The organism is Neptuniibacter marinus (assembly GCF_965223595.1).
GTDB lineage: Bacteria > Pseudomonadota > Gammaproteobacteria > Pseudomonadales > Balneatricaceae > Neptuniibacter > Neptuniibacter marinus.
This window is the reverse complement of the sequence record NZ_OZ245004.1, coordinates 2,465,251-2,485,897: the sequence shown is the minus strand read 5'-3', so window position 1 is coordinate 2,485,897 and position 20,647 is coordinate 2,465,251. Positions and strand designations below refer to the sequence as shown.

At 42.6% G+C, this 20,647-nt stretch carries 15 protein-coding genes and 1 tRNA gene; 9 read left to right on the top strand and 7 right to left on the bottom strand.

The window, feature by feature from the left end; all coding sequences use genetic code 11:
* Window positions 1-46: 46 nt before the first annotated feature.
* Window positions 47-811 carry an adenosylcobinamide-GDP ribazoletransferase gene (locus tag ACOQOE_RS11780; RefSeq protein WP_420554080.1) on the bottom strand — a complete coding sequence of 255 codons (765 nt, stop codon included), beginning with the start codon at window positions 809-811 and terminating at the stop codon, window positions 47-49.
* A gap of 127 nt (window positions 812-938) precedes the next feature.
* Between ACOQOE_RS11780 and ACOQOE_RS11775 the strand changes: the two genes are divergently transcribed.
* The gene (locus ACOQOE_RS11775; RefSeq protein ID WP_067868330.1) at window positions 939-1,925 is read left to right on the top strand and encodes a glycosyl transferase family protein; all 987 of its coding nucleotides are present in this window, start codon (window positions 939-941) and stop codon (window positions 1,923-1,925) included.
* Between the two features lie 16 nt (window positions 1,926-1,941).
* Here ACOQOE_RS11775 and ACOQOE_RS11770 read toward each other — a convergent pair whose 3' ends face one another.
* Both ACOQOE_RS11770 and ACOQOE_RS11765 read right to left on the bottom strand, forming a co-directional pair.
* Window positions 1,942-3,120: a cation:proton antiporter gene (locus ACOQOE_RS11770; protein WP_420554079.1), complete on the bottom strand. Its 1,179-nt coding sequence runs from the start codon at window positions 3,118-3,120 to the stop codon at window positions 1,942-1,944.
* Window positions 3,121-3,244: 124 nt separating this feature from the next.
* Entirely contained in the window at window positions 3,245-4,573 is a 1,329-nt protein-coding gene (locus ACOQOE_RS11765) for an MATE family efflux transporter (RefSeq protein WP_420554078.1), read from the bottom strand.
* A 194-nt stretch (window positions 4,574-4,767) separates the two neighbouring features.
* On the opposite strand from ACOQOE_RS11765, the gene nfuA reads away from it, so the two are divergent.
* The 5 genes from nfuA to ACOQOE_RS11740 all read left to right on the top strand — a co-directional run bounded on the left by nfuA (window position 4,768) and on the right by ACOQOE_RS11740 (window position 10,506).
* Window positions 4,768-5,361: a Fe-S biogenesis protein NfuA gene (gene nfuA, locus ACOQOE_RS11760; RefSeq protein ID WP_067868339.1), complete on the top strand. Its 594-nt coding sequence runs from the start codon at window positions 4,768-4,770 to the stop codon at window positions 5,359-5,361.
* A gap of 242 nt (window positions 5,362-5,603) precedes the next feature.
* Complete coding sequence (gene lon / locus ACOQOE_RS11755; protein ID WP_420554077.1) at window positions 5,604-8,027, top strand: endopeptidase La; 2,424 nt, start codon at window positions 5,604-5,606, stop codon at window positions 8,025-8,027.
* A 130-nt stretch (window positions 8,028-8,157) separates the two neighbouring features.
* Window positions 8,158-8,433 carry an HU family DNA-binding protein gene (locus tag ACOQOE_RS11750; RefSeq protein ID WP_007020114.1) on the top strand — a complete coding sequence of 92 codons (276 nt, stop codon included), beginning with the start codon at window positions 8,158-8,160 and terminating at the stop codon, window positions 8,431-8,433.
* 29 nt (window positions 8,434-8,462) lie between these two features.
* A tRNA-Asp gene (locus tag ACOQOE_RS11745) sits at window positions 8,463-8,539 on the top strand.
* Between the two features lie 83 nt (window positions 8,540-8,622).
* On the top strand, window positions 8,623-10,506 hold the full coding sequence (locus ACOQOE_RS11740; RefSeq protein WP_067868346.1) for a SurA N-terminal domain-containing protein: 1,884 nt from the start codon (window positions 8,623-8,625) through the stop codon (window positions 10,504-10,506).
* A gap of 55 nt (window positions 10,507-10,561) precedes the next feature.
* Here ACOQOE_RS11740 and ACOQOE_RS11735 read toward each other — a convergent pair whose 3' ends face one another.
* Both ACOQOE_RS11735 and ACOQOE_RS11730 read right to left on the bottom strand, forming a co-directional pair.
* Window positions 10,562-11,704: an IS4 family transposase gene (locus ACOQOE_RS11735; RefSeq protein WP_420554076.1), complete on the bottom strand. Its 1,143-nt coding sequence runs from the start codon at window positions 11,702-11,704 to the stop codon at window positions 10,562-10,564.
* Between the two features lie 146 nt (window positions 11,705-11,850).
* Window positions 11,851-12,438 (bottom strand): YiiX/YebB-like N1pC/P60 family cysteine hydrolase, encoded by a 588-nt coding sequence (locus ACOQOE_RS11730; RefSeq protein ID WP_067868358.1) that lies wholly within the window; start codon window positions 12,436-12,438, stop codon window positions 11,851-11,853.
* 228 nt (window positions 12,439-12,666) lie between these two features.
* Between ACOQOE_RS11730 and ACOQOE_RS11725 the strand changes: the two genes are divergently transcribed.
* Window positions 12,667-13,761: a tRNA-queuosine alpha-mannosyltransferase domain-containing protein gene (locus ACOQOE_RS11725; RefSeq protein ID WP_067868362.1), complete on the top strand. Its 1,095-nt coding sequence runs from the start codon at window positions 12,667-12,669 to the stop codon at window positions 13,759-13,761.
* Here the strand turns inward: ACOQOE_RS11725 and dbpA are convergent.
* Window positions 13,758-15,134 (bottom strand): ATP-dependent RNA helicase DbpA, encoded by a 1,377-nt coding sequence (dbpA, locus tag ACOQOE_RS11720; protein ID WP_067868365.1) that lies wholly within the window; start codon window positions 15,132-15,134, stop codon window positions 13,758-13,760. The genes ACOQOE_RS11725 and dbpA overlap by 4 nt on opposite strands.
* A 227-nt stretch (window positions 15,135-15,361) precedes the next feature.
* Between dbpA and ACOQOE_RS11715 the strand changes: the two genes are divergently transcribed.
* Window positions 15,362-16,582, top strand: coding sequence for a UbiH/UbiF/VisC/COQ6 family ubiquinone biosynthesis hydroxylase (locus ACOQOE_RS11715; protein ID WP_067868466.1), 1,221 nt, complete (start codon window positions 15,362-15,364; stop codon window positions 16,580-16,582).
* A 108-nt stretch (window positions 16,583-16,690) separates the two neighbouring features.
* On the opposite strand, the gene ACOQOE_RS11710 is transcribed toward ACOQOE_RS11715, so the two are convergent.
* Window positions 16,691-17,224, bottom strand: coding sequence for a phasin family protein (locus tag ACOQOE_RS11710; RefSeq protein WP_420554075.1), 534 nt, complete (start codon window positions 17,222-17,224; stop codon window positions 16,691-16,693).
* 404 nt (window positions 17,225-17,628) lie between these two features.
* Here ACOQOE_RS11710 and ACOQOE_RS11705 point away from each other — a divergent pair, with 404 nt between their 5' ends.
* Window positions 17,629-20,550, top strand: coding sequence for an insulinase family protein (locus ACOQOE_RS11705; RefSeq protein WP_420554074.1), 2,922 nt, complete (start codon window positions 17,629-17,631; stop codon window positions 20,548-20,550).
* Window positions 20,551-20,647 lie beyond the last annotated feature (97 nt).

The following is a 20,647-nucleotide window of genomic DNA, read 5'->3' as shown; positions in this document are numbered from 1 at the left end:
GATTAGCGGGCGATTTTAGCAGAGATTAATAGATGTTATATAGAAATTAGCCAATAAACCAAGGCAAACAGAACCAAATATAAATAGTTAACTCAGATAGTTGTTGGCAGCAACCTAAGCAGTCGCCGGTATAACCGTCTATCCAGGAACGGAAGTACGATGCTAACCAGAATGTAAGCCCTAAGAGGGGAACTAATACGCTGATATAAACAAGAGGGCTAAAGACTAAACAGAGCAAGGCTGGGATAAAGGCAATAATAAGATCAGTTTTAGTTATTCTGTGGGTAGTCATGACCTTGGCTTTATTTTGTTCTGTAAGGCCGACATAGTTTTCCTTGTGGATAATTAATAGCGGAAAAAAACGGCTCAGGCAGTGAGCGCTGATGATGATTAGCACGGTCTCTTGTACAGTGAGTAGAGCGTTATATTTCAACATTAGGGCCAGTATAATCGCTAACACCCCATAACTGCCCAATCTTGAATCTTTCATAATGTTCAGAATGCGCTGTTTCTCCCATCCGCCGCCGAATCCATCGAAACAGTCGGATAGACCATCTTCATGTAGAGCGCCACTCATCCATATACTTGTGGCGATTGATAAGATAACCGCGATAGTGTCAGGAAAAATAAAGGTTCCAAGCCAGTAAATTAAAGCGGTATAAAAACCTATTAATAAGCCAATCCAAGGTAGGTAACGAGTTGATTCTGCTTGGTTCTCTTTGGAATATTCAACCCAGCTGGGGGCGCTAAATCTAGTGTAGTAGGTTAGTGCATTAAAAAAAACATGTAGCTGGTGAGGGTATGATTTCATTACACTATTGATCCAGATAATCCAAAACCGTTATTGAGTACTAATTAGGTTATATGCGCGATGATGTAGTAATGGGTTAATTCTACTGTATTTATTTCGTTTGCACAGAATAAGGTTAAAGCTGCTAATGATTGAAGAGCATAAGTTTGCCCCCTTTGTAAGAATTTTAGGCAAAGGTAAGACTGGGACACGTTCACTTACCCGTGAAGAGGCTGCTGAGGCCATGGGAATGATTTTGGATAAGAAGGTGCGGCCTGAACAGCTTGGCGCGTTTCTTATGCTGTTACGCGTTAAGGAAGAGGCGCCGGAAGAGTTAGCCGGTTTTGCTGATGCTGTGCGTACACGTTACGCGGTGGGTCGTAGGATTGATACTGATTTAGATTGGTCGACTTATGCGGGCAAAAAAAATCGTCATCCTTGGTACTTGTTAGTAGCACTCTGTCTTGCTAGTCATGGCTATAAAATTTTTATGCATGGGGCTAAAGGGCATACGCCAGGGAGAATCTATCTTGAAGATATGTTAAGCCTATTTAAGCTTCAGCCTTGTGCTGCTTGGGATGAGGTAGAAACAGAGCTGGCACGTGTGGGGTTTGCTTATATGTCTATCGATAATTTCTGCCCACCTTTAGGAGAGATTATTCAGCTTAGGTCTATCTTAGGCTTACGCTCACCCGTTCATACTCTGTGTCGTATGTTAAATCCTTCTGAAGCGCCTAACAGTATTGATGGTGTATTTCATCCTGCTTATGGTCCTATGCATCAAAAGACAGCTCAGTTGCTCGGTGAGCAGCGGAATTTAACGGTTAAAGGCGATGGAGGAGAGGCAGAGATTCGGCCTGATGCAGAGTGCCTGTTGCAGTGGGTAGAAGAGGGTGAGTTGGTTGAGTATGAGTGGCAAAGGATCGTCGCTAAGCGTTTTGTTAAGGAAGATAAATTAGATCCGCAAACCTTACTTTCTGTTTGGCAGGGTGACACTCAGCATGAATACGGAGAGAAGGCTATTCTCTCAACTTTGGCTGTTGTCTTAAGGCTGTTGGGTGAGGATGGAGAGGTCGATGATTTGCTTAAACGTGCGGAGGTGCTTTGGAAAACTCGTAAAATAGATCTATTTTAGTATATAAATTGCGCCGTTAATCACGGCGCAATTTATCTGATACAGCGATTGGTGATGGGAAGTTGAAAATCACTACATAACTGGAAAGCAGGAAAGTTAAAATCGCTGTTGCCTGAATTACGTGTGATGCCTCCTCCCCAATCATCATGGAGCCTGCGGCAATATAAGCGATCAGTAACGAAAATTCACTGATCTGCCCTAGTCGAAATCCTACCTCCCAGCCGATTGACGGTGATTCGCTAATACCGTTTAAGAGAAAACGGAAAACCATCGGTTTTAAACTTAATACGAGTAATGCCAATATAACAGCTGGAATTGCAATGAGTCCCACTAAAGAGAGATTGAAGCTAGCACCGATTGAAAAGAAGAACAGTATTAAGAAAAAATCACGCAAGGGTTTGAGACTTGTAGCTATATATTGAGCAATAGGACTAGTCGCTATGGAAACGCCTGCTACAAAAGCACCTATTTCGGCTGATAAGCCAACAAGGTTTGCGAGTTCAGCTAGTCCAAGGCACCAGCCAATCGCTAGTAGAAAAATATATTCATGAAAACGGTCAAATTTCTGTATCAGTTTTAATAAAATAAACCTGACAAATATAAAAGCACCAAAGATAAGCAGAGGTAGGGCTACTAAGGTTTTGGCGAAGATAATCATTGTTTCTGAATCGCTAGTTTCCCCTGTACCACTGTAAAGAAATAACAGCATCATAATGGCGATCACATCCTGTAGTAGTAATAAGCCTACAACAAGCTCACCTGTATGGCGGTGATGTAAAACGGTAGTGGGAAGTAACTTGATTCCAATAATCGTACTGGAAAACATGATAGCGATACCAATAATCATGCATTCTGTTTGTGTATAACCAAAGCTAAAGCCGACAGCATAGCCAATGATAAAAAATAAAACGGAGCTTGCGATAGCGACTAATGTTGCTTTTTTAAGCATATGAATAAGGTGGGAGGGTTGCATATCAAGACCGAGTAAAAACAGTAAAAAAATGATACCTATATGGGATATGTCTGTTAATAACTTAGTATCGGTAACCATAGCTACGCCATAAGGCCCGAGGAGCGCACCTAAAGCGATATAAGCAACCAGCAAAGGTTGGCGTGTGTAAAGAGCCAATGAGGCAACAATAGCTGCGCCTGTGAAAATTAAGAAAAATGAAAAGACCAGTGACTGCTCAGCCATACAATAGATCCTTAATTATGCAGATTAGAATGATAAGCCAGATCGTCTGGCTTGAACTTAGCTAGATGTTACGCATCCAAATGTAGATATGGATAATAATGCGTTAGGTTGAAGCTTTTAATCATTACAGTTTGATCATTGACCAGCGCTGTTGTTGCCAAATATAGATAAAAACTAGCGACGATAGTGCGCGATATATCAACTGGATAATCCAGATTCCAATGAGTCCATAGCCTAAAGCAGGACCAAATAACCAAGCTAAAGGAAGGTAAAATCCCCATAAGCCGCAGGTCGATATAATGAATACTATACGATTTGCGCCTACACCAAACAATGCTTGAGTTAATACAATGGTGGCTGCATCTAGACATATAGCTAAAGCTGCTATCTGTAACGGTAGCACTGCTTGCTCTATTAATAGGTTCGATTGTAAAAAGAAACCGAGTATTGTTTCTGGCATGAGCCATAAAGGTAAACTTAGGAGCAGCATAAAAGCGAGTGCAGTTTTTAACACCTCCCATCCCCATGTGAGGGCTTCCTGCGGTTTGTCCTCGCCTATAGAGTGACTAACCAAAGATGTTGAGGCAATTCCGAGCCCTACTGCGGGTAAAATTAAGAATAGAGATAAGTTAATTAACACATGCGCGATCGCTTGATCATTCGTGCCAAGTTGCCCAATGATCCAAATAAGTACGCAGATAGATAGGGCTAGAAAAAGCTGCTGAAGTGAATGGGGGATAGATAAACGTAATAATTTTGAAAACTCAATTATGCTGCCCGAATGCCACCTAAATAAACCAGCAGGTTTTGCATTTTTACACACAAAAACCGCATTGATAAGCGCACCTGAGCAAAGTGCAATTGCTGAGCCTAATCCTGCGCCCGGCGCTCCCATTTTCGGTAAGCCTAAATGTCCAAAAATAAGGCAGTAGCTAATAACTATATTTAGGCAGTGGGTAAATACAAGGATTTTAAAATAAGTAATAGGTGTTTTATTACCATTCCACCACCCGCGAAAGGATAAGTTGATTCCAACGACAAGCATAGCCGCTGTTCGGTAATCAAAATAGGATGAAGCAATATCTTGAACAGAAGAATCCTCTGACATTATAGCAACGAGACTATCGGAATAATGGATATAGATTATGCTAAGGGGGAGCGCAACAAGAAAAGAGGTTAGCAATCCCCAATGGACAGGCGTCGCTGCATAATTATGTTGTCCTTGCCCTCGATTTCTTGCAACGAGCGTTTGTACACCTGAAGACAATCCTAGTATTAAGCTGATAGCAACAAAATTGGCATAACTCCCAATGCCTACGCCAGCAAGCGAGGCTTCACCAAGTTGGCCTACTAAGGCTGCATCTATCAAATTAATAACGCTTTGAGAGAGCATGCCAGCGATGATCGGTAGTCCGAGGAGGATAATTGTTTTCTGTCGAAGAAATGCAGACATATAGGATCGGCGCAAAAGGCCTATTCTAACAGAACACTTAGTTTTAAAGTTGAACAAATATACAAGTGGATAGAATTACTCCTTAGGATGGATTTATAATAGGGATTCGATTAATAGTTGATCAATTTACTCGGGAATAGTTTGGGTGTATCCTACAGCTAATTAAAGTGTAGATTTAACATACAGGACATCGTATGAATATTACCGTTACAGAAACGGCTGAAGATTATTTAGTAGAACTTCTTAGCAAGCAAGATGTAGAAGGCATGGCGGTGCGTATGTTTGTCACTCAGCCAGGTACTTCATACGCTGAAACTTGTCTTGCATACTGTCGCCCTGATGAAATCATTGAAGATGATGAAGTCATGGAGTTGGCTAAATTACGTTTTTATGTTGAAAAGAACAGCATTCCTTATTTAGATGAGGCGCATGTGGACTTCGCAAAAGATCGTATGGGCGGCCAGCTGACGATAAAAGCGCCTAATGCTAAAGTACCTAAAGTGTCTGAAGATAGTCCGATAGGTGAGCAGATTAATTATATTCTTTACTCAGAAATTAACCCAGGCCTTTCGTCTCATGGTGGTGAGGTGAAACTAATGGAAGTTGTCGAGGAGGAAGAGGGACAGATTGCTATTCTTCAATTCGGCGGTGGTTGTCAAGGGTGTAGTGCTGTCGATATGACTCTGAAAGATGGGGTTGAGGCAACCTTAGTTGAGCGTATAGCAGATTTGGTTGGGGTGCGTGATGTAACCGACCATAGTGTGCGTGAAAACGCATATTACAAATAACATGTGATTAAAAAGGGGAAGCTTGCTTCCCCTTTTTAATTGTCTCCGCCCTAAGATGCTGTTATAAAATAACAATGCTTCTAATATCTACAACCTTCATGACACTCTAAACGCTGTATTATTTTGATCCCGCTGGTTGCATTTATATAGAAACACCCCCATGTAATCATTAATCGTTTATCGCGTATTTAAAGAATTTATCCGCAGAGCACCGCGGACCTGTTTGATGAGGCTATTGCTGCATGACTCAACATGACGAATCACAGTCACAAGTTATTGAATTGCCCGTACTCCCATTACGGGATGTCGTTGTTTATCCGCACATGGTGATCCCACTTTTTGTTGGGCGGGAAAAATCCATTGATGCACTTGAAGCAGCAATGTCAGGCGAGAAAGAAATCTTATTAGTGGCTCAGAAAAACGCTTCTGATGATGAACCTCTGGCGGATGATCTGTTTGAAGTAGGTACTGTTGCCAGTATTTTGCAGATGCTGAAACTACCGGATGGCACAGTGAAAGTGCTTGTCGAAGGTGATTACCGTGCGACTATTCACAGTTTGCATGAAGATGAAGGCTTTTTCTCTGCACAAGCTTCTGTATTGCCTATTGAAGAGTTGACTGAAGCTGAAGATACTTTGTACAAACGTACGGTGCTTGAACAGTTTGAACGTTTTGTTCAGGTCAATAAAAAGATACCTTCAGAAGTATTGTCTTCACTGCAAAATATTGATGATGTAGGGCGTTTGGCTGATACCATTGCTGCGCATATGTCTTTGAAATTAGGAGAAAAACAACAGATTCTCGAGATGCTGGGTAATAAAGAGCGTCTTGAGCATCTAATGGCGTTGATGGAGTCTGAAATTGACTTGGTTGAGGTCGAAAAACGGATCCGTGGCCGGGTCAAAAAACAGATGGAAAAAAGCCAGCGTGAATACTATTTGAATGAGCAGATGAAGGCCATTCAGAAAGAGCTAGGTGATCTGGATGAATCTGGCATAAACGACATGGATGAGCTGAAGAACCGCATTGCTGAAGCGAAAATGCCTCAGGAAGCGTTCGACAAAACCATGGCGGAATACAACAAATTAAAAATGATGTCACCTATGTCAGCGGAAGCAACCGTTGTGCGTGGATACATCGACTGGATGCTTTCCATTCCATGGTCTAAGCGTTCAAAAGTCCGACATGATATGAAGCGAGCTGAAAAAATTCTTAATCAGGATCATTATGGTCTTGAGGAAGTTAAAGATCGCATCCTCGAATATCTTGCTGTCCAAAAACGCGTTAAAAAGTTAAAAGGTCCCATTCTTTGTCTTGTAGGTCCTCCAGGGGTTGGTAAAACATCTCTGGGGCGTTCTATTGCGCGCGCGACCAATCGTGAGTATGTCCGTATGGCGCTAGGTGGCGTGCGTGACGAAGCCGAGATTCGTGGTCACCGTCGTACTTATATAGGTTCAATGCCGGGTAAGTTGCTACAGAAAATGGCGAAAGTTGGTGTTAAAAACCCACTGTTCTTATTAGATGAAATCGATAAGATGGGTATGGACCAACGTGGAGACCCAGCGTCAGCACTTCTTGAGGTTCTTGATCCAGAGCAAAACTCTAGCTTCAATGATCACTACCTAGAAGTTGATTACGATCTATCGGATGTTATGTTTGTTTGTACCTCAAACTCTATGAATATTCCTGGTCCACTTTTGGATCGTATGGAAATCATTCGTATACCGGGTTACACCGAAGATGAGAAGCTAAATATTGCTCGTAATTACCTTATAGAGAAACAATTTAAAAATAATGGCTTGAAAACGGGCGAAGTTGAGATTACAGATAGTGCCATTACTGGACTTATCCGCTACTATACCCGCGAAGCTGGTGTTCGTGGCCTTGAGCGTGAAATAGCTAAGATCTGCCGTAAGGTCGTCAAAGAGCTCGCGCTTTCGAATAAGGCAGGGACTATCACCGTTGATAATGAACAACTTGAGCACTATAGCGGTGTTCTGAAACATAATTTCGGTATTGCTGAAGAGCAAGATCAAGTTGGGCTAGTGACAGGCTTGGCTTGGACACAAGTTGGTGGCGATATACTTAGTATCGAAGCTGCTGTGGTACCAGGTAAAGGTCGTCAGGTGACTACAGGTAGTCTTGGCGATGTCATGAAAGAATCTATTCAAGCGGCGCTGACTGTTGTACGGAATCGATCTTCGGCATTAGGTATTGTGCCAGACTTTCATGAGAAACATGATATTCATATACATGTTCCTGAAGGTGCGACGCCTAAAGATGGTCCAAGTGCTGGCATCGGTATGTGCACTGCTTTAGTATCAGTCTTGACCAATATACCGGTGAGAGCTGATGTTGCCATGACAGGTGAGATAACCCTTAGGGGACAAGTCTTACCTATAGGCGGATTGAAAGAAAAACTGCTTGCAGCTCATAGAGGAGGAATCAAAACGGTTCTTATTCCTAAAGAAAATGAGCGTGATTTGAAGGAAATTCCTGACAATATCAAAGCGGATTTAGATATAAAAGCTGTTAAGTGGATAGATGAAGTTTTAGATATCGCACTTAAGTATCAACCGAAGCCAATAGAGCAAGAAGACGGTGAGGTTGTAGCAGCAAAGGAAAAGCCTGGAAAAGCTGAGCCGGGGCAAATAAAGCCTCATTAGAGTTCATAAGGAGTAGAAAGGTACACAAGTTGTCTTGACACCGCTTTCTACCACTTGGTATAAATGCTTACCATCTTGCTGGGCATGGATTACGAAAACTAAAAATAACGATCTATTAAAGGGGAACAATGTGAATAAGTCTGAACTGATCGACGCTATCGCAGCTTCAGCCGATATTCCTAAAGCAGCTGCTGGTCGTGCACTTGATGCGACTCTAGAAGCAGTAACTGGTGCATTACAGAACGGAGATTCTGTGGCACTTGTAGGTTTCGGTACATTTTCTGTAAAAGAGCGCGCAGCTCGTACAGGTCGCAATCCGCAGACAGGCAAACCAATTGAGATTGCCGCTGCTACGCTGCCTACTTTTAAACCTGGTAAGGCTTTAAAAGACGCAGTTAATAAGTAAGATCTGATCGCGTCACGATCTTACTTTAAGGAGCGGTAGTTCAGTTGGTTAGAATACCTGCCTGTCACGCAGGGGGTCGCGGGTTCGAGTCCCGTCCGTTCCGCCAACAGAAAGAAACCAAGAAAGGCGCATTCGTTTAGAATGCGCTTTTTTTTTGTGTGAAAAAATGCTCAGGGGTTTATAGGCATAATGCTACAGTCCATTCGGGATAACTCCCAAGGAATCATCGCCAAGATTATTGTTGGTTTGATTGCAGTTACTTTTGCTTTATTTGGTGTTGAATCACTTGTTAGTTTAACTGCTGGCAGTAATGCGCCTGCTACGGTTAATGGCGAAGAGATTAGTCAACAGGATCTCGTTCAAGGTGTTCAGCGTCAAAGACGTCAAATGCTTTCCCAGATGGGAGAAGGCGCCGATCCAGCGCTGCTTGATGATAACTTAATCAACAACATGGTACTGGAAGGCCTTATAGAGCAGGCTGTTCTTGTTCAATCCGCCAGCGATCAGGGATTAACATTCTCTGACAACATGATTGATCAACTGATTTTGACAACAGCAGATTTTCAACAGGATGGGCAATTTAATCGTGCGCAGTTTGAAGCTGTTTTACGTAATGCCGGTCTGACACCGATGATGTATCGTGATTTAATACGTAAAGACAAGATAACGGAACAGGAACGTGCAGCGTTTATGTTATCTGCTTTTACTCTCCCTTCTGAGTTGACCTCAATCGCTCAATTGGACAGCCAAACACGAGATCTTCGATATTTTACACTTCCTGCATCCCCGCTTCGTTCATCTTTAAATGTGAGTGACCAAGAAATTGCAGATTACTATGATGAGCATCGTTCAGAGTACTTAACTGATGAGCAGGTTGCTATAGAGTACTTATTACTTGATCGTAGTGCGTTAGAAACTGAAATAACAGTGACGGATGAGCAGTTAGAAAGTGCTTATCAGCTATTAATTGATGCCTTTCAAGCACAAGAGCTTCGACACTCTGCGCATATTCTCGTCGCTATCTCAGATGAGCAGGATTATGCTGCCGCAAAAGCTAAGGCTGATAATATTGCTGAACGTATAGCGATGGGTGAGGCTTTTGAGGTTATTGCTAAAGCTGAATCCGATGACCCAGCGTCCGCCGAGATGGGTGGCGATTTAGGTGTTAACGAGAAAGGTGTATTTTCTGATGAGTTCGATAATGCACTATTTGCCTTAGAGAAAGGACAAGTATCATCGCCTGTTAGGACTGAATTTGGTTACCATATTATTAAGCTTATCGATATTGAAGCAACTGAAGTGCCTTCTTTTGAAAAAGCTAAAGCTGATCTTGCAAGCGATCTGCTAAATCAATTATCTGAGGAAGAATATGTAGTTCAGTTAGAGCGCTTAGCTGATATATCTTTCTCTTCTGGTGATTTGGTTGAGCCTTCAGAAGTCCTCGATCTTGAAATTCAAAAGACAGAGCTTTTCTCCCGCATGGGTAGTGAAGGTGGAATTACGGCTAACCCTAAAGTATTGGGCGTCGCCTTTGATGAAGAGTTGATTAAAGATGGGTTGAATAGTACGCCTATCGAATTAGATTCTGGTCGGGCTTTAGTGTTAAGAGTGGTTCAACATGAGTTACCTCGTGAGAAAACACTTGAAGAAGTTGCTGCCATGATTAAAGAAGCGTTGTTAAATGAAAAGGTAGCGCAGGCTTTAACTACTCAAGCGGATGAACTTATCGCTAAACTAAAGCAAGGAGATAGCTTAGAGAATGTCGCTATGGGTGCTACGGTAACAACGCTTGCAGGCGTAACTCGTACTCAACAGGATTTACCACAAGAGTTACGATCTGCGGTATTTGAACTGCCTAAGCCTGCTGAGAACGCTATGAGCTATGCAGCAGTTAATATGCTAGATGGTAGTAAGTCTATTCTAGTGCTGGATAAAGTAACTGAAGCCGATGTTGACCTGAAGCCGGAAGAGATTAGCTATATGAGTATGATGCTGAGTAACCGTAAAGGTCAGCAGGATTACCAAGATTACCTAACTCAATTAAAAGAGAAAGCTGAAGTGGAACGTTTGTAATTTTACTTTAGATAAAAAACCACCTTCGGGTCACTGCTGTCCCACAATTTTTTAATCATAAAGGGATCCTCATCTGAGGGTCCCTTTTTTGTCGCTCTGGCGGTGACGGGTTTAGCAACTCTTTCAGAGCTTTTCGTTCAAATAAGCTTAGTTGAAGAATCCGCATTACTCTCTGTACGGTCCACCCCTTTTTCGCACAGTGCCGCGCATACGCTAACAAGAGATAGCTGATCATTGCGATCCAGATCTGCGTCATGACTGCATTTTGGGAACTACCTAAAAATGCTTTAATTTTCAGGTTTTGCTTAATCGCTTTGAAGAACAATTCCACCTGCCAACGGTCTTTATAAATAGCCGCAATTGTGCTGGCAGCTAATTTGAAGTTATTAGTTATAAAACGATACTGTCGCTTGGTTTCAGGGCAGGTAAATCCCACTAGGCGCAACTTGGGCGCGCCTTGTTTTTGGGCGTGCTGACTGGTTAGCCTAATACTCTGGTCATAATCAACACCTGCGCTTTGATGGTGTTCGATAACCTCATAGACCGCATTGGGTCTTAAGCGAGTCACGAAGCTAACTTCTTGTTTTGACAGTAATCCATACCAGCTGTAGTCGTTATACCCCTTATCAAATGCAACAATACTGCCTTTCGGAAAACGGAACTGACGGCCTTTGATTAGCTCGCTTTCCAGCCCGTGGCTGAGGGCAGTAAACTCAGGAATGAGTGAGGCGTTATTCAACCCGACATGTAGTTTCATAGCCACTTTAGTTTGGTGGCACTGTGCCCATGGAAAGAGCTTGAGAGACAGGTCGATCACGCTGGCATCTAATGAATAGAGAGGGTTTTTAAAGCGGAACTTATGGTTATTATCCCTTAATGAACAGCGCTGTAGTAGTTTATAAAAGACAGCTTCATAAAGTTCAGCGGGTTGTTTTTCGTTCAGGCGAGCTAATGTTGTTCTGGCGATGGGTTTGGCGCCCAGATGATAAAGCTTGTGCTGCTGGCTGCGTAGACTGGATTCAATATCACGCAGGCTTTGACGGCCAGAAAGTTGTGACATGGACATCCCAATGAACTTATCCCAGCGAGATGCTGAACGTAATTTTTGCCCCTGGTGATGTTGTTTTGCAAGCGCCTCGAATTCATGTCTCGGCAGAGGTTGCAGCAACTGATGAAAAGCGGTGTTATGATGTGACAAAGCCTGAGTCCTTTGGTTTAACTGGTGTGTGGTAACAACAGTTTACCAGTGGATCTCAGGCTTTTTCATTTACCATCCAAAACTATGGGACAGCAGTGACGCGTAAGTGGTTTTTTTGTGCCGAATATACCGTAATAAATTAGCCGCTAGCATTGTGTATATACGGGGACTAATTTCGGATCATTGAGTTGGCTAGCCGGTGTAATGGTTTTTCGCTGCCAAGGTACAAACCCTAAATACCAGCAGCGCCAAAAGTTAACACTTGCTTGAGGGTTTTCTTGTAGTAATACTTCTAGGGTTTGGACTTTACCAATTTCGATACCTAAGGCCTCTTTGAAGGTCAGGTGAACAAACTTTGAGCAGAACTGGCGTTTAGAATCGTATTTAAATCCCAAATGATAATAACGGCCCATTTTTGTTTCAGCGACAGTTTTAAGTTTCGTAATTTGTTCTTGATTAAGCCCCTCTTTTACCCGCATAACACTGACTTCGTTATTGGTTGTTCTAGAAAGAAACTTGCGTAAGGGGCAGCGTGTTACTTTAGGAACTGCGCTTTCGAGTACATACCACTCATTATCTTCGCGTACTATAAAGCCCACATGTGAGGTCCAGCTTCCAGTGCCTTTGGCGACTTGGCGATAGAGAAAGCTATTAATCGAGATGAAGATAATATCGCCTTCTTTAACTTTATTAGTGATCTCTTTTTCAAGTTGATCCAGTTGTTGTGTATTCATCTCTGCTATCTCCTGCTACTTACTTAATATTTAAACGTCATCCGTTTTTTGTTGGAGCAAGTATTAATTTTATCTGACTATAAGGGGATTAAATTTTAACAAGTCGCGTATATTGATACTTTATGGCGCATTTAGCTCTATAGGTTGGGTGCAAATAAAAGGGGGAGGGGTAAAATGCCAACGACTTAACAGCAGTCATTTTAACGAACGGAGTTGGCTAGTTTATTTATGCGCATTTTACTATTGTCTGCTTATGATGCTGATAGCCATGTTTATTGGCGAGAAGGCCTAGTCGCACACTTATCTGAATATCAATGGACGGTACTTAAGTTACCGGGTCGATACTTCAGCTGGCGGATGAGAGGTAATAGCTTAAGCTGGGCTTTCTCTGAATATGAAACACTCTCCCAGCCGTATGATTTAGTGATCGCTACATCGATGACCGACTTATCCTCCTTGCGGGGTTTTGTTCCCTCTTTGGCTAATACGCCTACCTTGGTTTATTTTCATGAGAATCAATTTGCTTATCCAAGTTCAGGAAAAGAGTTTAAGAGCGTAGAGCCTTGTATTTTGAACTTATATACCGCCTTAGCAGCGGATTACTGCTTGTTTAACAGTGAGTATAACCGGAAGACAATGTTAGAAGGCGCGGCTGCTTTACTGGCTAAATTACCTGATCAAGTGCCTTTAGGTTTAATTGAGAGGATTAGGAAGCGCTCCTCAGTGCTGTCTGTCCCTTTGTGTGATGATAGTTTTTTGCCGAGTACTGCTATAAACGGCGAGTTTACTATTACTTGGAATCACCGTTGGGAGTATGACAAAAACCCTCAATTACTCTTAGATAGCATGCGGTTGTTATCTGATTTAGATGTGGATTTTACGCTCAATATTGTTGGTCAGCAGTTTCGTAAGATTCCTAAACAGTTCGATCTACTTAACGCGTTATTGGCGGATAGGATAGGGCATTGGGGCTATATGCCGTCGCGCTTGGCTTATCAGCAGTTGTTACAGCAATCTGATGTGGTTCTATCAACGGCCTTACATGATTATCAAGGTATTGCTGTACTTGAAGGTGCGGCTGCAGGTGCGTTTCCTGTTGTCCCTGATAGGCTCGCTTATACCGAACTGTTCCCTGAAGGCTGTCGCTATAGTGGAGAGGATGAGGCTGAGACGCTTGCGCTTTTGTTAAAGCAATTGATTGATTATAAAAAAGCAGGGAGAGGGCTTAAATGTGTCGATGTTTCTCATTTGAACTGGACGGTAATGGCGGACCATTACCGTCGTATTATTCAGCAGGTTGCATTAGGTAATGTGGTTAATTAAAGGCGGCGAGTATTAAATTTACGACCTTTAATTTTGCCTTTATTTAAGCTCTCTACTGCAGATCGAGCCACTTTAGCATCAACAGCAACGTAAGCGACATAATCTAGTACGTTGATCTTGCCGACTTGGCTGCCATCAATCCCGGCATCACCGGTCAGAGCACCGAGAATATCGCCTGGGCGTACTTTGTCTTTTTTACCGCCCGCGATAGAAAGTGTCGTCATGGGAGGCTTGCTAGGAACAAAGTCTGCTTTGGCGGTAGGTAAAGGCGTCACACTGAATTCAGTCTTTAGATAGGTCTCAATTGCCGCTACTTTATAGGCTTCTGATGGCTGATAAAGGTTGAGGGCGATCCCCTGTTTTCCTGCACGACCAGTACGGCCAATACGATGGGTGTGTACCTCAGCATCGCGGGTGATGTCATAGTTTATTACACAGGGTAACTCGTCAATATCAAGGCCACGTGCTGCCACATCCGTTGCAATCAAGAATGAACAGCTGCGATTGGCAAACTGCATAAGCACTTGGTCACGCTCTCGTTGTTCCAAATCGCCGTGGATCGCTCTAGCGCTATAGCCCATCGCTTTTAGGTGTTGTTGAACATCGTTACAAGTTTGCTTCATATTACAGAAAATTACTGCAAACTCAGGTTGATAGTTACTGATAATATCTGTCAGATTATTGAGTTTATTTTCTTTGTTAATCTCGAAGAAATATTGCTCAATTTGGTTTTGGCTATGGGTTGATTCAACTTCAACTGTCACAGGGTCTACTAGAATATCAGCGCTAAGTTTAGCGATTGATTTAGGGTAGGTCGCAGAGAAGAGTAGTGTTTGACGCTTTTTGGGTGCATGGGAGATGATATCCCTAATATCGTCTGCAAAGCCCATATCTAGCATACGGTCGGCTTCATCTAAAACAACTGTATGGACTTGTTCTAAGCGTAAAGTTTTCTTGCGAAGGTGATCTTTAATGCGTCCTGGGGTGCCTACAACAATATGTGCACCATGCTCTAAAGAGCCAATCTGTGGCCCGATAGACTGCCCGCCGCATAAAGTTAAAACCTTCACATTCTCTGTAAAGCGTGCAAGTTTACGCAACTCGTTAGCGACTTGGGTGGCAAGCTCACGGGTAGGACAAAGCACTAACGATTGTGTGGCAAAGTTCTTTGTCTTGAGTTTTAGTAGCGTGCCAATACCGAAAACAGCTGTTTTACCACTGCCAGTCTTGGCTTTGGCTATTAGATCCTTACCTGCAAGTAGTTCTGGTAATGCTTGCTCTTGAATCGCGGTCATATGTTGATAACCCAAGCTATCTAGGTTGGCAAGCATGGATTGCGGTAGGTCTAAATTGGAAAAAAGGGTATTGGACACAGTAGGCTCATTTGGAAAGGATTAAAGATGAGTTGATTATAAATCAAATTCGTCTGCTTCGGAGAAAAAAGCGTCGTAAATCGCCTTTAAGGACAGAATTATTTATAAAGCTTGAGGTGAAAAAGGGATAGCTTAGAAGATTCATTGTTTTCCGGCTCCTTTTCAAGAAGTCAGTATTTTTTTTGCGTATACTCGTGTCTGCATTTAACGATGATTTGGTAGAAAAAATGAAGACTCGATATGACGTTGTGATAGTAGGCGGTGGCATGGTTGGTGCGACAATCGCTTGTGCCTTAGGTGGTAGTAATCTATCTGTGGCGGTTCTTGAAAATCACTACCCTGCGGAGTTTGATAGTGAGCAGCCACACGATCTACGTGTTTCAGCTATTAGTGTAGCGTCTCAAAATATCTTACAGAAGGTTGGAGCTTGGGAAGGTATATTATCGCGCCGTAGTTGTCCTTATCGTCGTATGAAAGTGTGGGAGGCGAGTGAAGAGAAGGCTGCTACAGAGTTCGTTTCAGATCATATTGGCTGTGATTACCTAGGCCATATTGTAGAAAATCGTATCATTCAATTAGCTTTGCTAGAGCGTTTGCAGCAGTTTGATAATATCGACCTTATCTGCCCTGCAGGTATTCAAGAGATTGATTACTCTCCTGGTAGCAGCATCATTCGTTTAGATAATGATCGAGAAATTATAGCAAGGCTTCTGGTTGCGGCCGATGGTGGTGAGTCAAAGGTACGTTCAGCGGCAGGTATTGGCGTTAATAAGTGGGATTATGAACAAAGTGCATTAGTTGCCTCAGTTACAACCCACTATCTGCAACAAGATATCACTTGGCAGCAATTTACTCCTACTGGGCCTTTAGCTTTTCTTCCACTATCTGGTAATCACGCATCTCTGGTTTGGTATAACACCCCAGATGAGATAAAACGGTTAATGGCATTGCCTGATGATCGCTTTATGGCTGAATTAACATCGGTCTTTCCTGACTGTTTAGGGAATATAGATCAACTCTTAGGACGTGGCGCTTTTCCACTAAGACGACAGCACGCACAGCAGTATGTACTTGAAGGTGTTGCCCTAGCAGGTGATGCTGCCCATATGATCCACCCGCTGGCAGGCCAGGGCGTTAACATAGGTTTGTTAGACGCTGCTGCACTCGCTGAAACACTGCTTGTTGCTGCTAAGACGGGTGAAGATATCACTGAACTAGAGGTATTGAATGATTACGAAAAACAACGCCGTCAACATAACCTCATTATGATGCAAACCATGGATCTGTTTTATCGTGTCTTTAGTAACCAAAGCGGTCCATTAAAACTACTGCGTAATCTAGGTTTAGGTATTGCGGGTAAAGTGAGTCCTGCTCGAAATAAAGTGATGCGCTTTGCTATGGGGCTTGAAGGGCCATTGCCCGACTTGGCAAGATCAGAAGATATTTAGGATAGAAATTCTGGATAAAAAAAGCCGGTCAGGGCGACCGGCAAAGGATATAGGCTGAATTAACCAGCCAGAGTAGAGAAGTGGGATCGTAACGTGATCCCAAACGATCTATTCTTTCGCTGCTGCTTTTGGCGCTGCAGGTTTACGCTTTGCAGGCGCTCTTTTCGCTGGAGCTTTCTTTGCAGGGGCTGCTGCAGGTTCTGTTTTTGCTTTTGGCTCCGCCGCTACAGGTGTTGCAGCCGCCGTCGCTTCAGAAATTGCGGTTGTAGTTGCTTCAGTCGCTTCTGTTATAAATTTGTTGAAGTCGGATACATAAGGCATCTCTTTTATTTCAGAAAGACTTTTCTCAACAATGCCTGAAATCTCATCTTTTGCAGTTGTTAATGCAGCGAGTTCTTTTTCAGCGACTGAAGTCATTTTTACTTCTAAGTTTTTGAAAAATTGAACCTGAAGCTCAATAGCGTCTTTAGCATCTTTAACTTCTGAAAGTGCTTTTAGCTGAGCAACACTTGAATCAACAAAGTCTGTTACGTATTCAGACTGAAGGGAAAACAAAGTTTCCAACGCTTTTTTATTTACTTCAGCAACATCAATCGCTGGTTGCATTTTTTCCTGGACGTCTTTCATCAGATCATCATACATGTTCAATTCCTCTGAGAATCAAAAATTAACTTTGTGCGTTGCAGCATTTGTATTCAATATAGTGATTAATAAATAACCTGTCAAATATTTTTTTGTGCAATGCACAAAAAAAGGCTTTTTTTTGCTCTTCCTATTTTTATCTCTTTATAAACAATTAGATAGCTGGTTTGAGATGCTTTTCTGTGGGGGAGTATTGGTTGCTATAATAGCTATTTGCGTCTCTCTTAGACCTTAGTTGATTAAAAAGAGTCGAAGAATTATGCGTACTTAGGCTGTTCAAGGTTGTTCATCGTAGCTAATAGTCATTACAATCAATCAATAGGGTAGAGTTTTCTGTATTTATTGTCTCAAAGCAGGATGCTTTACCGGTTTTAAGCTTGTCAGTAACGGGATCAATTTTTTTCATGACAATTATTCAGACTGCTCCAACCCCGCATAAGACTTTCGAATTTATCCGTACAGAAATAATAGAATCACTCGGGATTGATGTTACAGAGTATCGTCATACCAAAACGGGGCTTGTGCATTACCATATAGCAGCTGACCATACTGAAAATGTTTTCTTAGTTGGCTTGCGGACAGTTCCAGAAGATTCTAAAGGTGTTGCACATATATTGGAGCATACAGCTTTGTGTGGCAGTGAACGTTTTCCTGTACGTGACCCATTTTTTATGATGACTCGGCGTTCTCTAAATACGTTTATGAACGCGATGACCAGTAGTGACTGGACGGCTTATCCTTTTGCAAGTCAAAACCGTAAAGACTTTTATAATCTATTAGATGTATACCTTGATGCGGTTTTCTTTAGTCGCTTAGATCAAATGGATTTTGAGCAAGAGGGACATCGTGTCGAGTTTTCTGAACCTAATAATGCTGAATCGGATTTAGAATATAAAGGTGTAGTGTTTAACGAGATGAAAGGGGCGATGAGCTCGCCGGTTTCTCGTTTATGGCAATCAGTGACAAAATATCTATTTCCGACTACGACCTATCACCATAACAGTGGGGGAGAGCCGGAAAGTATCCCTGATCTTACTTATGATGAGCTGTTAGCATTCTATAAAACCCATTACCACCCGAGTAATGCGGTTATCATGACCTTTGGTGATATTCCCGCTGCGGATCTACAGGCTGTTATTGAAGATAAGGCGCTCTCTCGGTTTGAAAAACTAGATGAAACGATTGAGATACATGATGAAAAACGTTATTTCTCACCCTTACGTGTAGAAGAGGGGTATGAGTTAGATCAAGAGGATACAACAGGTAAAACGCATCATGTTCTGGCTTGGTTATTAGGTCAGTCTAATGACTTGGAGGCGCAGCTGAAAGCGCATCTTATGTCTAGAGTACTGTTGGATAACAGTGCATCTCCTTTGCGTTTTGCACTAGAAACAACGGATCTGGGCAGTGCTCCTTCACCCTTGTGCGGTTTAGAAGATTCTAATCGTGAAATGAGTTTTATGTGTGGTCTAGAAGGCAGTGAGCCAAAAGATGCTGATGCGTTTGAAGCTTTAGTGCTAAATGTATTAGCTGAAGTTGCAGAGAACGGTGTGCCGATCGCAATGTTGGAAGCTCAGTTACATCAGTTAGAACTTCATCAAAGAGAGATTAATGGTGATGGCTACCCTTATGGTATGAGCTTGTTAATGGCTTCTTTAGGTGCGGCTATCAATCGAGGAGATCCAATCGCTTTACTTAATCTTGATCCAGTTTTAGACAAGCTGCGTGAAGAGGTTAAAGATCCTAATTTCATTAAAGGGATGGTTAAAGACCTTATAAATAACCCCCATCGAGTGCGCTTAACCTTACGCCCTGATAATCAATTGGCTGTGAAACGAGATTCGGCTGAAAAAGCGCAGCTTAATAAGATTAAAGCAAGCCTAAGTGAGGCTGAAAAACAGAAAGTTATTGATCGTGCTGCTGCCCTTGAAGCAAGACAGTATCATGAAGATGATGAGTCTATTTTACCTAAAGTGACATTAGCGGATGTGCCTGATGATATGTCAGTGCCTGAACCGACAGGTGTAGCCTCTAAATTACCTTATGTACGCTTTGATAGAGCAACGAATGGGTTAGTTTATCAACAGGTGATTATTCAACTTCCTGCGTTAGATCAGGAGGAACAGCATCTATTACCTTTATATAGCCATTTACTGACAGAGCTAGGTTGTGGTGAACGTAGTTATCAAGAAAATCAGCAGTATCAAACAGAAGTAACGGGTGGAATTCATGCTTTTGCATCTGTGCGAGGTATGCCTGATGATGAGCAAAATGTTAAAGGTTACTTTACCTTGTCAGGTAAAGCGCTTGTTTCTAAGCAGGCGCAGCTGACTGATCTTCTGAAAGAGACTTTAGCTTGCGCTCGTTTTGATGAGTTAGCTCGTATAAAAGAGGTTGTTTCTCAACAGCGTACCCGTAAAGAACAAAGTGTAACTGGTCATGGCCATGCGTTAGCGATGATGGCAGCGACTTCGAAGATGAGCCCCGCCGCGGCATTATCTCAGGCGACAAAAGGACTTGAGTCTATACATTTTTACAAGACCCTAGATGATGACTTAAAACAGGATTCTTCACTTAAGTCTCTTGCTGAACGCTTAGAGCAGTTACATCAAAAAATTGCACAAGCACCAAAGCAGTTTTTAATGGTGGCTGAAGAGGAGCATCAGAACCAGCTGCAAGGCTATTTAGAAAGTAGCTGGCAGTCATTAGCTGATAAGTCTACTGAACTGTTTAGTTTGCCACCCTTGAGAGAGAAGGTTAAGCAGGCTTGGGTGACGAGTACACAAGTTAGCTTTTGTGCAAAAGCTTTTACTACAGTGGCAGTTGAGCACCCCGATGCCGCTGCGTTGACTGTACTCGGTGATTTTTTACGCAATGGTTTTTTACATAGAGCTATTCGTGAGCGTGGTGGTGCTTATGGTTCGGGGGCAGGTCAGGATTCAGGAGATGCCGCTTTTAGGTTTTTCTCATACCGTGATCCTCGTTTAACCGAAACCTTGGATGATTTTGATGCTTCGATAAAATGGCTGTTAGACAGTGAACACGATGAGCAGCGACTGGAGGAAGCGATTCTGGGTGTGGTTAGTTCTATCGATAAACCAGGTTCTCCAGCCGGAGAAGCTAAGCAGGCTTATCACAGTAGTTTGTTTGGTCGTACGCCAGAACAGCGTCGTAAAGTGCGTTCACGTATATTGCAGGTGACTATTGATGATCTGAAACGTGTTGCAGAAACCTATTTACTTGATGCTGAAGCAAGTATAGCGGTGGTTACTAGCCAAGCTCAGGCAGAGACGCTTGGATCGGACTTTGAGATCATCGAGGTTTAACGGCGGGTAAGTCGCTATATTGATAAATTAAGTGGCTGACGTGCGTTAAGCGATTACATTTACCCATAGCCCCTAAATATAGGGGCTTTTTTGTTTG

Excerpts from the sequence above, each read along its gene's own strand:
- ACOQOE_RS11780 (WP_420554080.1), bottom strand. The coding sequence starts at position 811 with ATGAAATCATACCCTCACCAGCTACATGTTTTTTTTAATGCACTAACC.
- ACOQOE_RS11775 (WP_067868330.1), top strand. The coding sequence starts at position 939 with ATGATTGAAGAGCATAAGTTTGCCCCCTTTGTAAGAATTTTAGGCAAA.
- ACOQOE_RS11770 (WP_420554079.1), bottom strand. The coding sequence starts at position 3,120 with ATGGCTGAGCAGTCACTGGTCTTTTCATTTTTCTTAATTTTCACAGGC.
- ACOQOE_RS11765 (WP_420554078.1), bottom strand. The coding sequence starts at position 4,573 with ATGTCTGCATTTCTTCGACAGAAAACAATTATCCTCCTCGGACTACCG.
- nfuA (WP_067868339.1), top strand. The coding sequence starts at position 4,768 with ATGAATATTACCGTTACAGAAACGGCTGAAGATTATTTAGTAGAACTT.
- lon (WP_420554077.1), top strand. The coding sequence starts at position 5,604 with ATGACTCAACATGACGAATCACAGTCACAAGTTATTGAATTGCCCGTA.
- ACOQOE_RS11740 (WP_067868346.1), top strand. The coding sequence starts at position 8,623 with ATGCTACAGTCCATTCGGGATAACTCCCAAGGAATCATCGCCAAGATT.
- ACOQOE_RS11730 (WP_067868358.1), bottom strand. The coding sequence starts at position 12,438 with ATGAATACACAACAACTGGATCAACTTGAAAAAGAGATCACTAATAAA.
- ACOQOE_RS11725 (WP_067868362.1), top strand. The coding sequence starts at position 12,667 with ATGCGCATTTTACTATTGTCTGCTTATGATGCTGATAGCCATGTTTAT.
- ACOQOE_RS11715 (WP_067868466.1), top strand. The coding sequence starts at position 15,362 with ATGAAGACTCGATATGACGTTGTGATAGTAGGCGGTGGCATGGTTGGT.
- ACOQOE_RS11710 (WP_420554075.1), bottom strand. The coding sequence starts at position 17,224 with ATGTATGATGATCTGATGAAAGACGTCCAGGAAAAAATGCAACCAGCG.
- ACOQOE_RS11705 (WP_420554074.1), top strand. The coding sequence starts at position 17,629 with ATGACAATTATTCAGACTGCTCCAACCCCGCATAAGACTTTCGAATTT.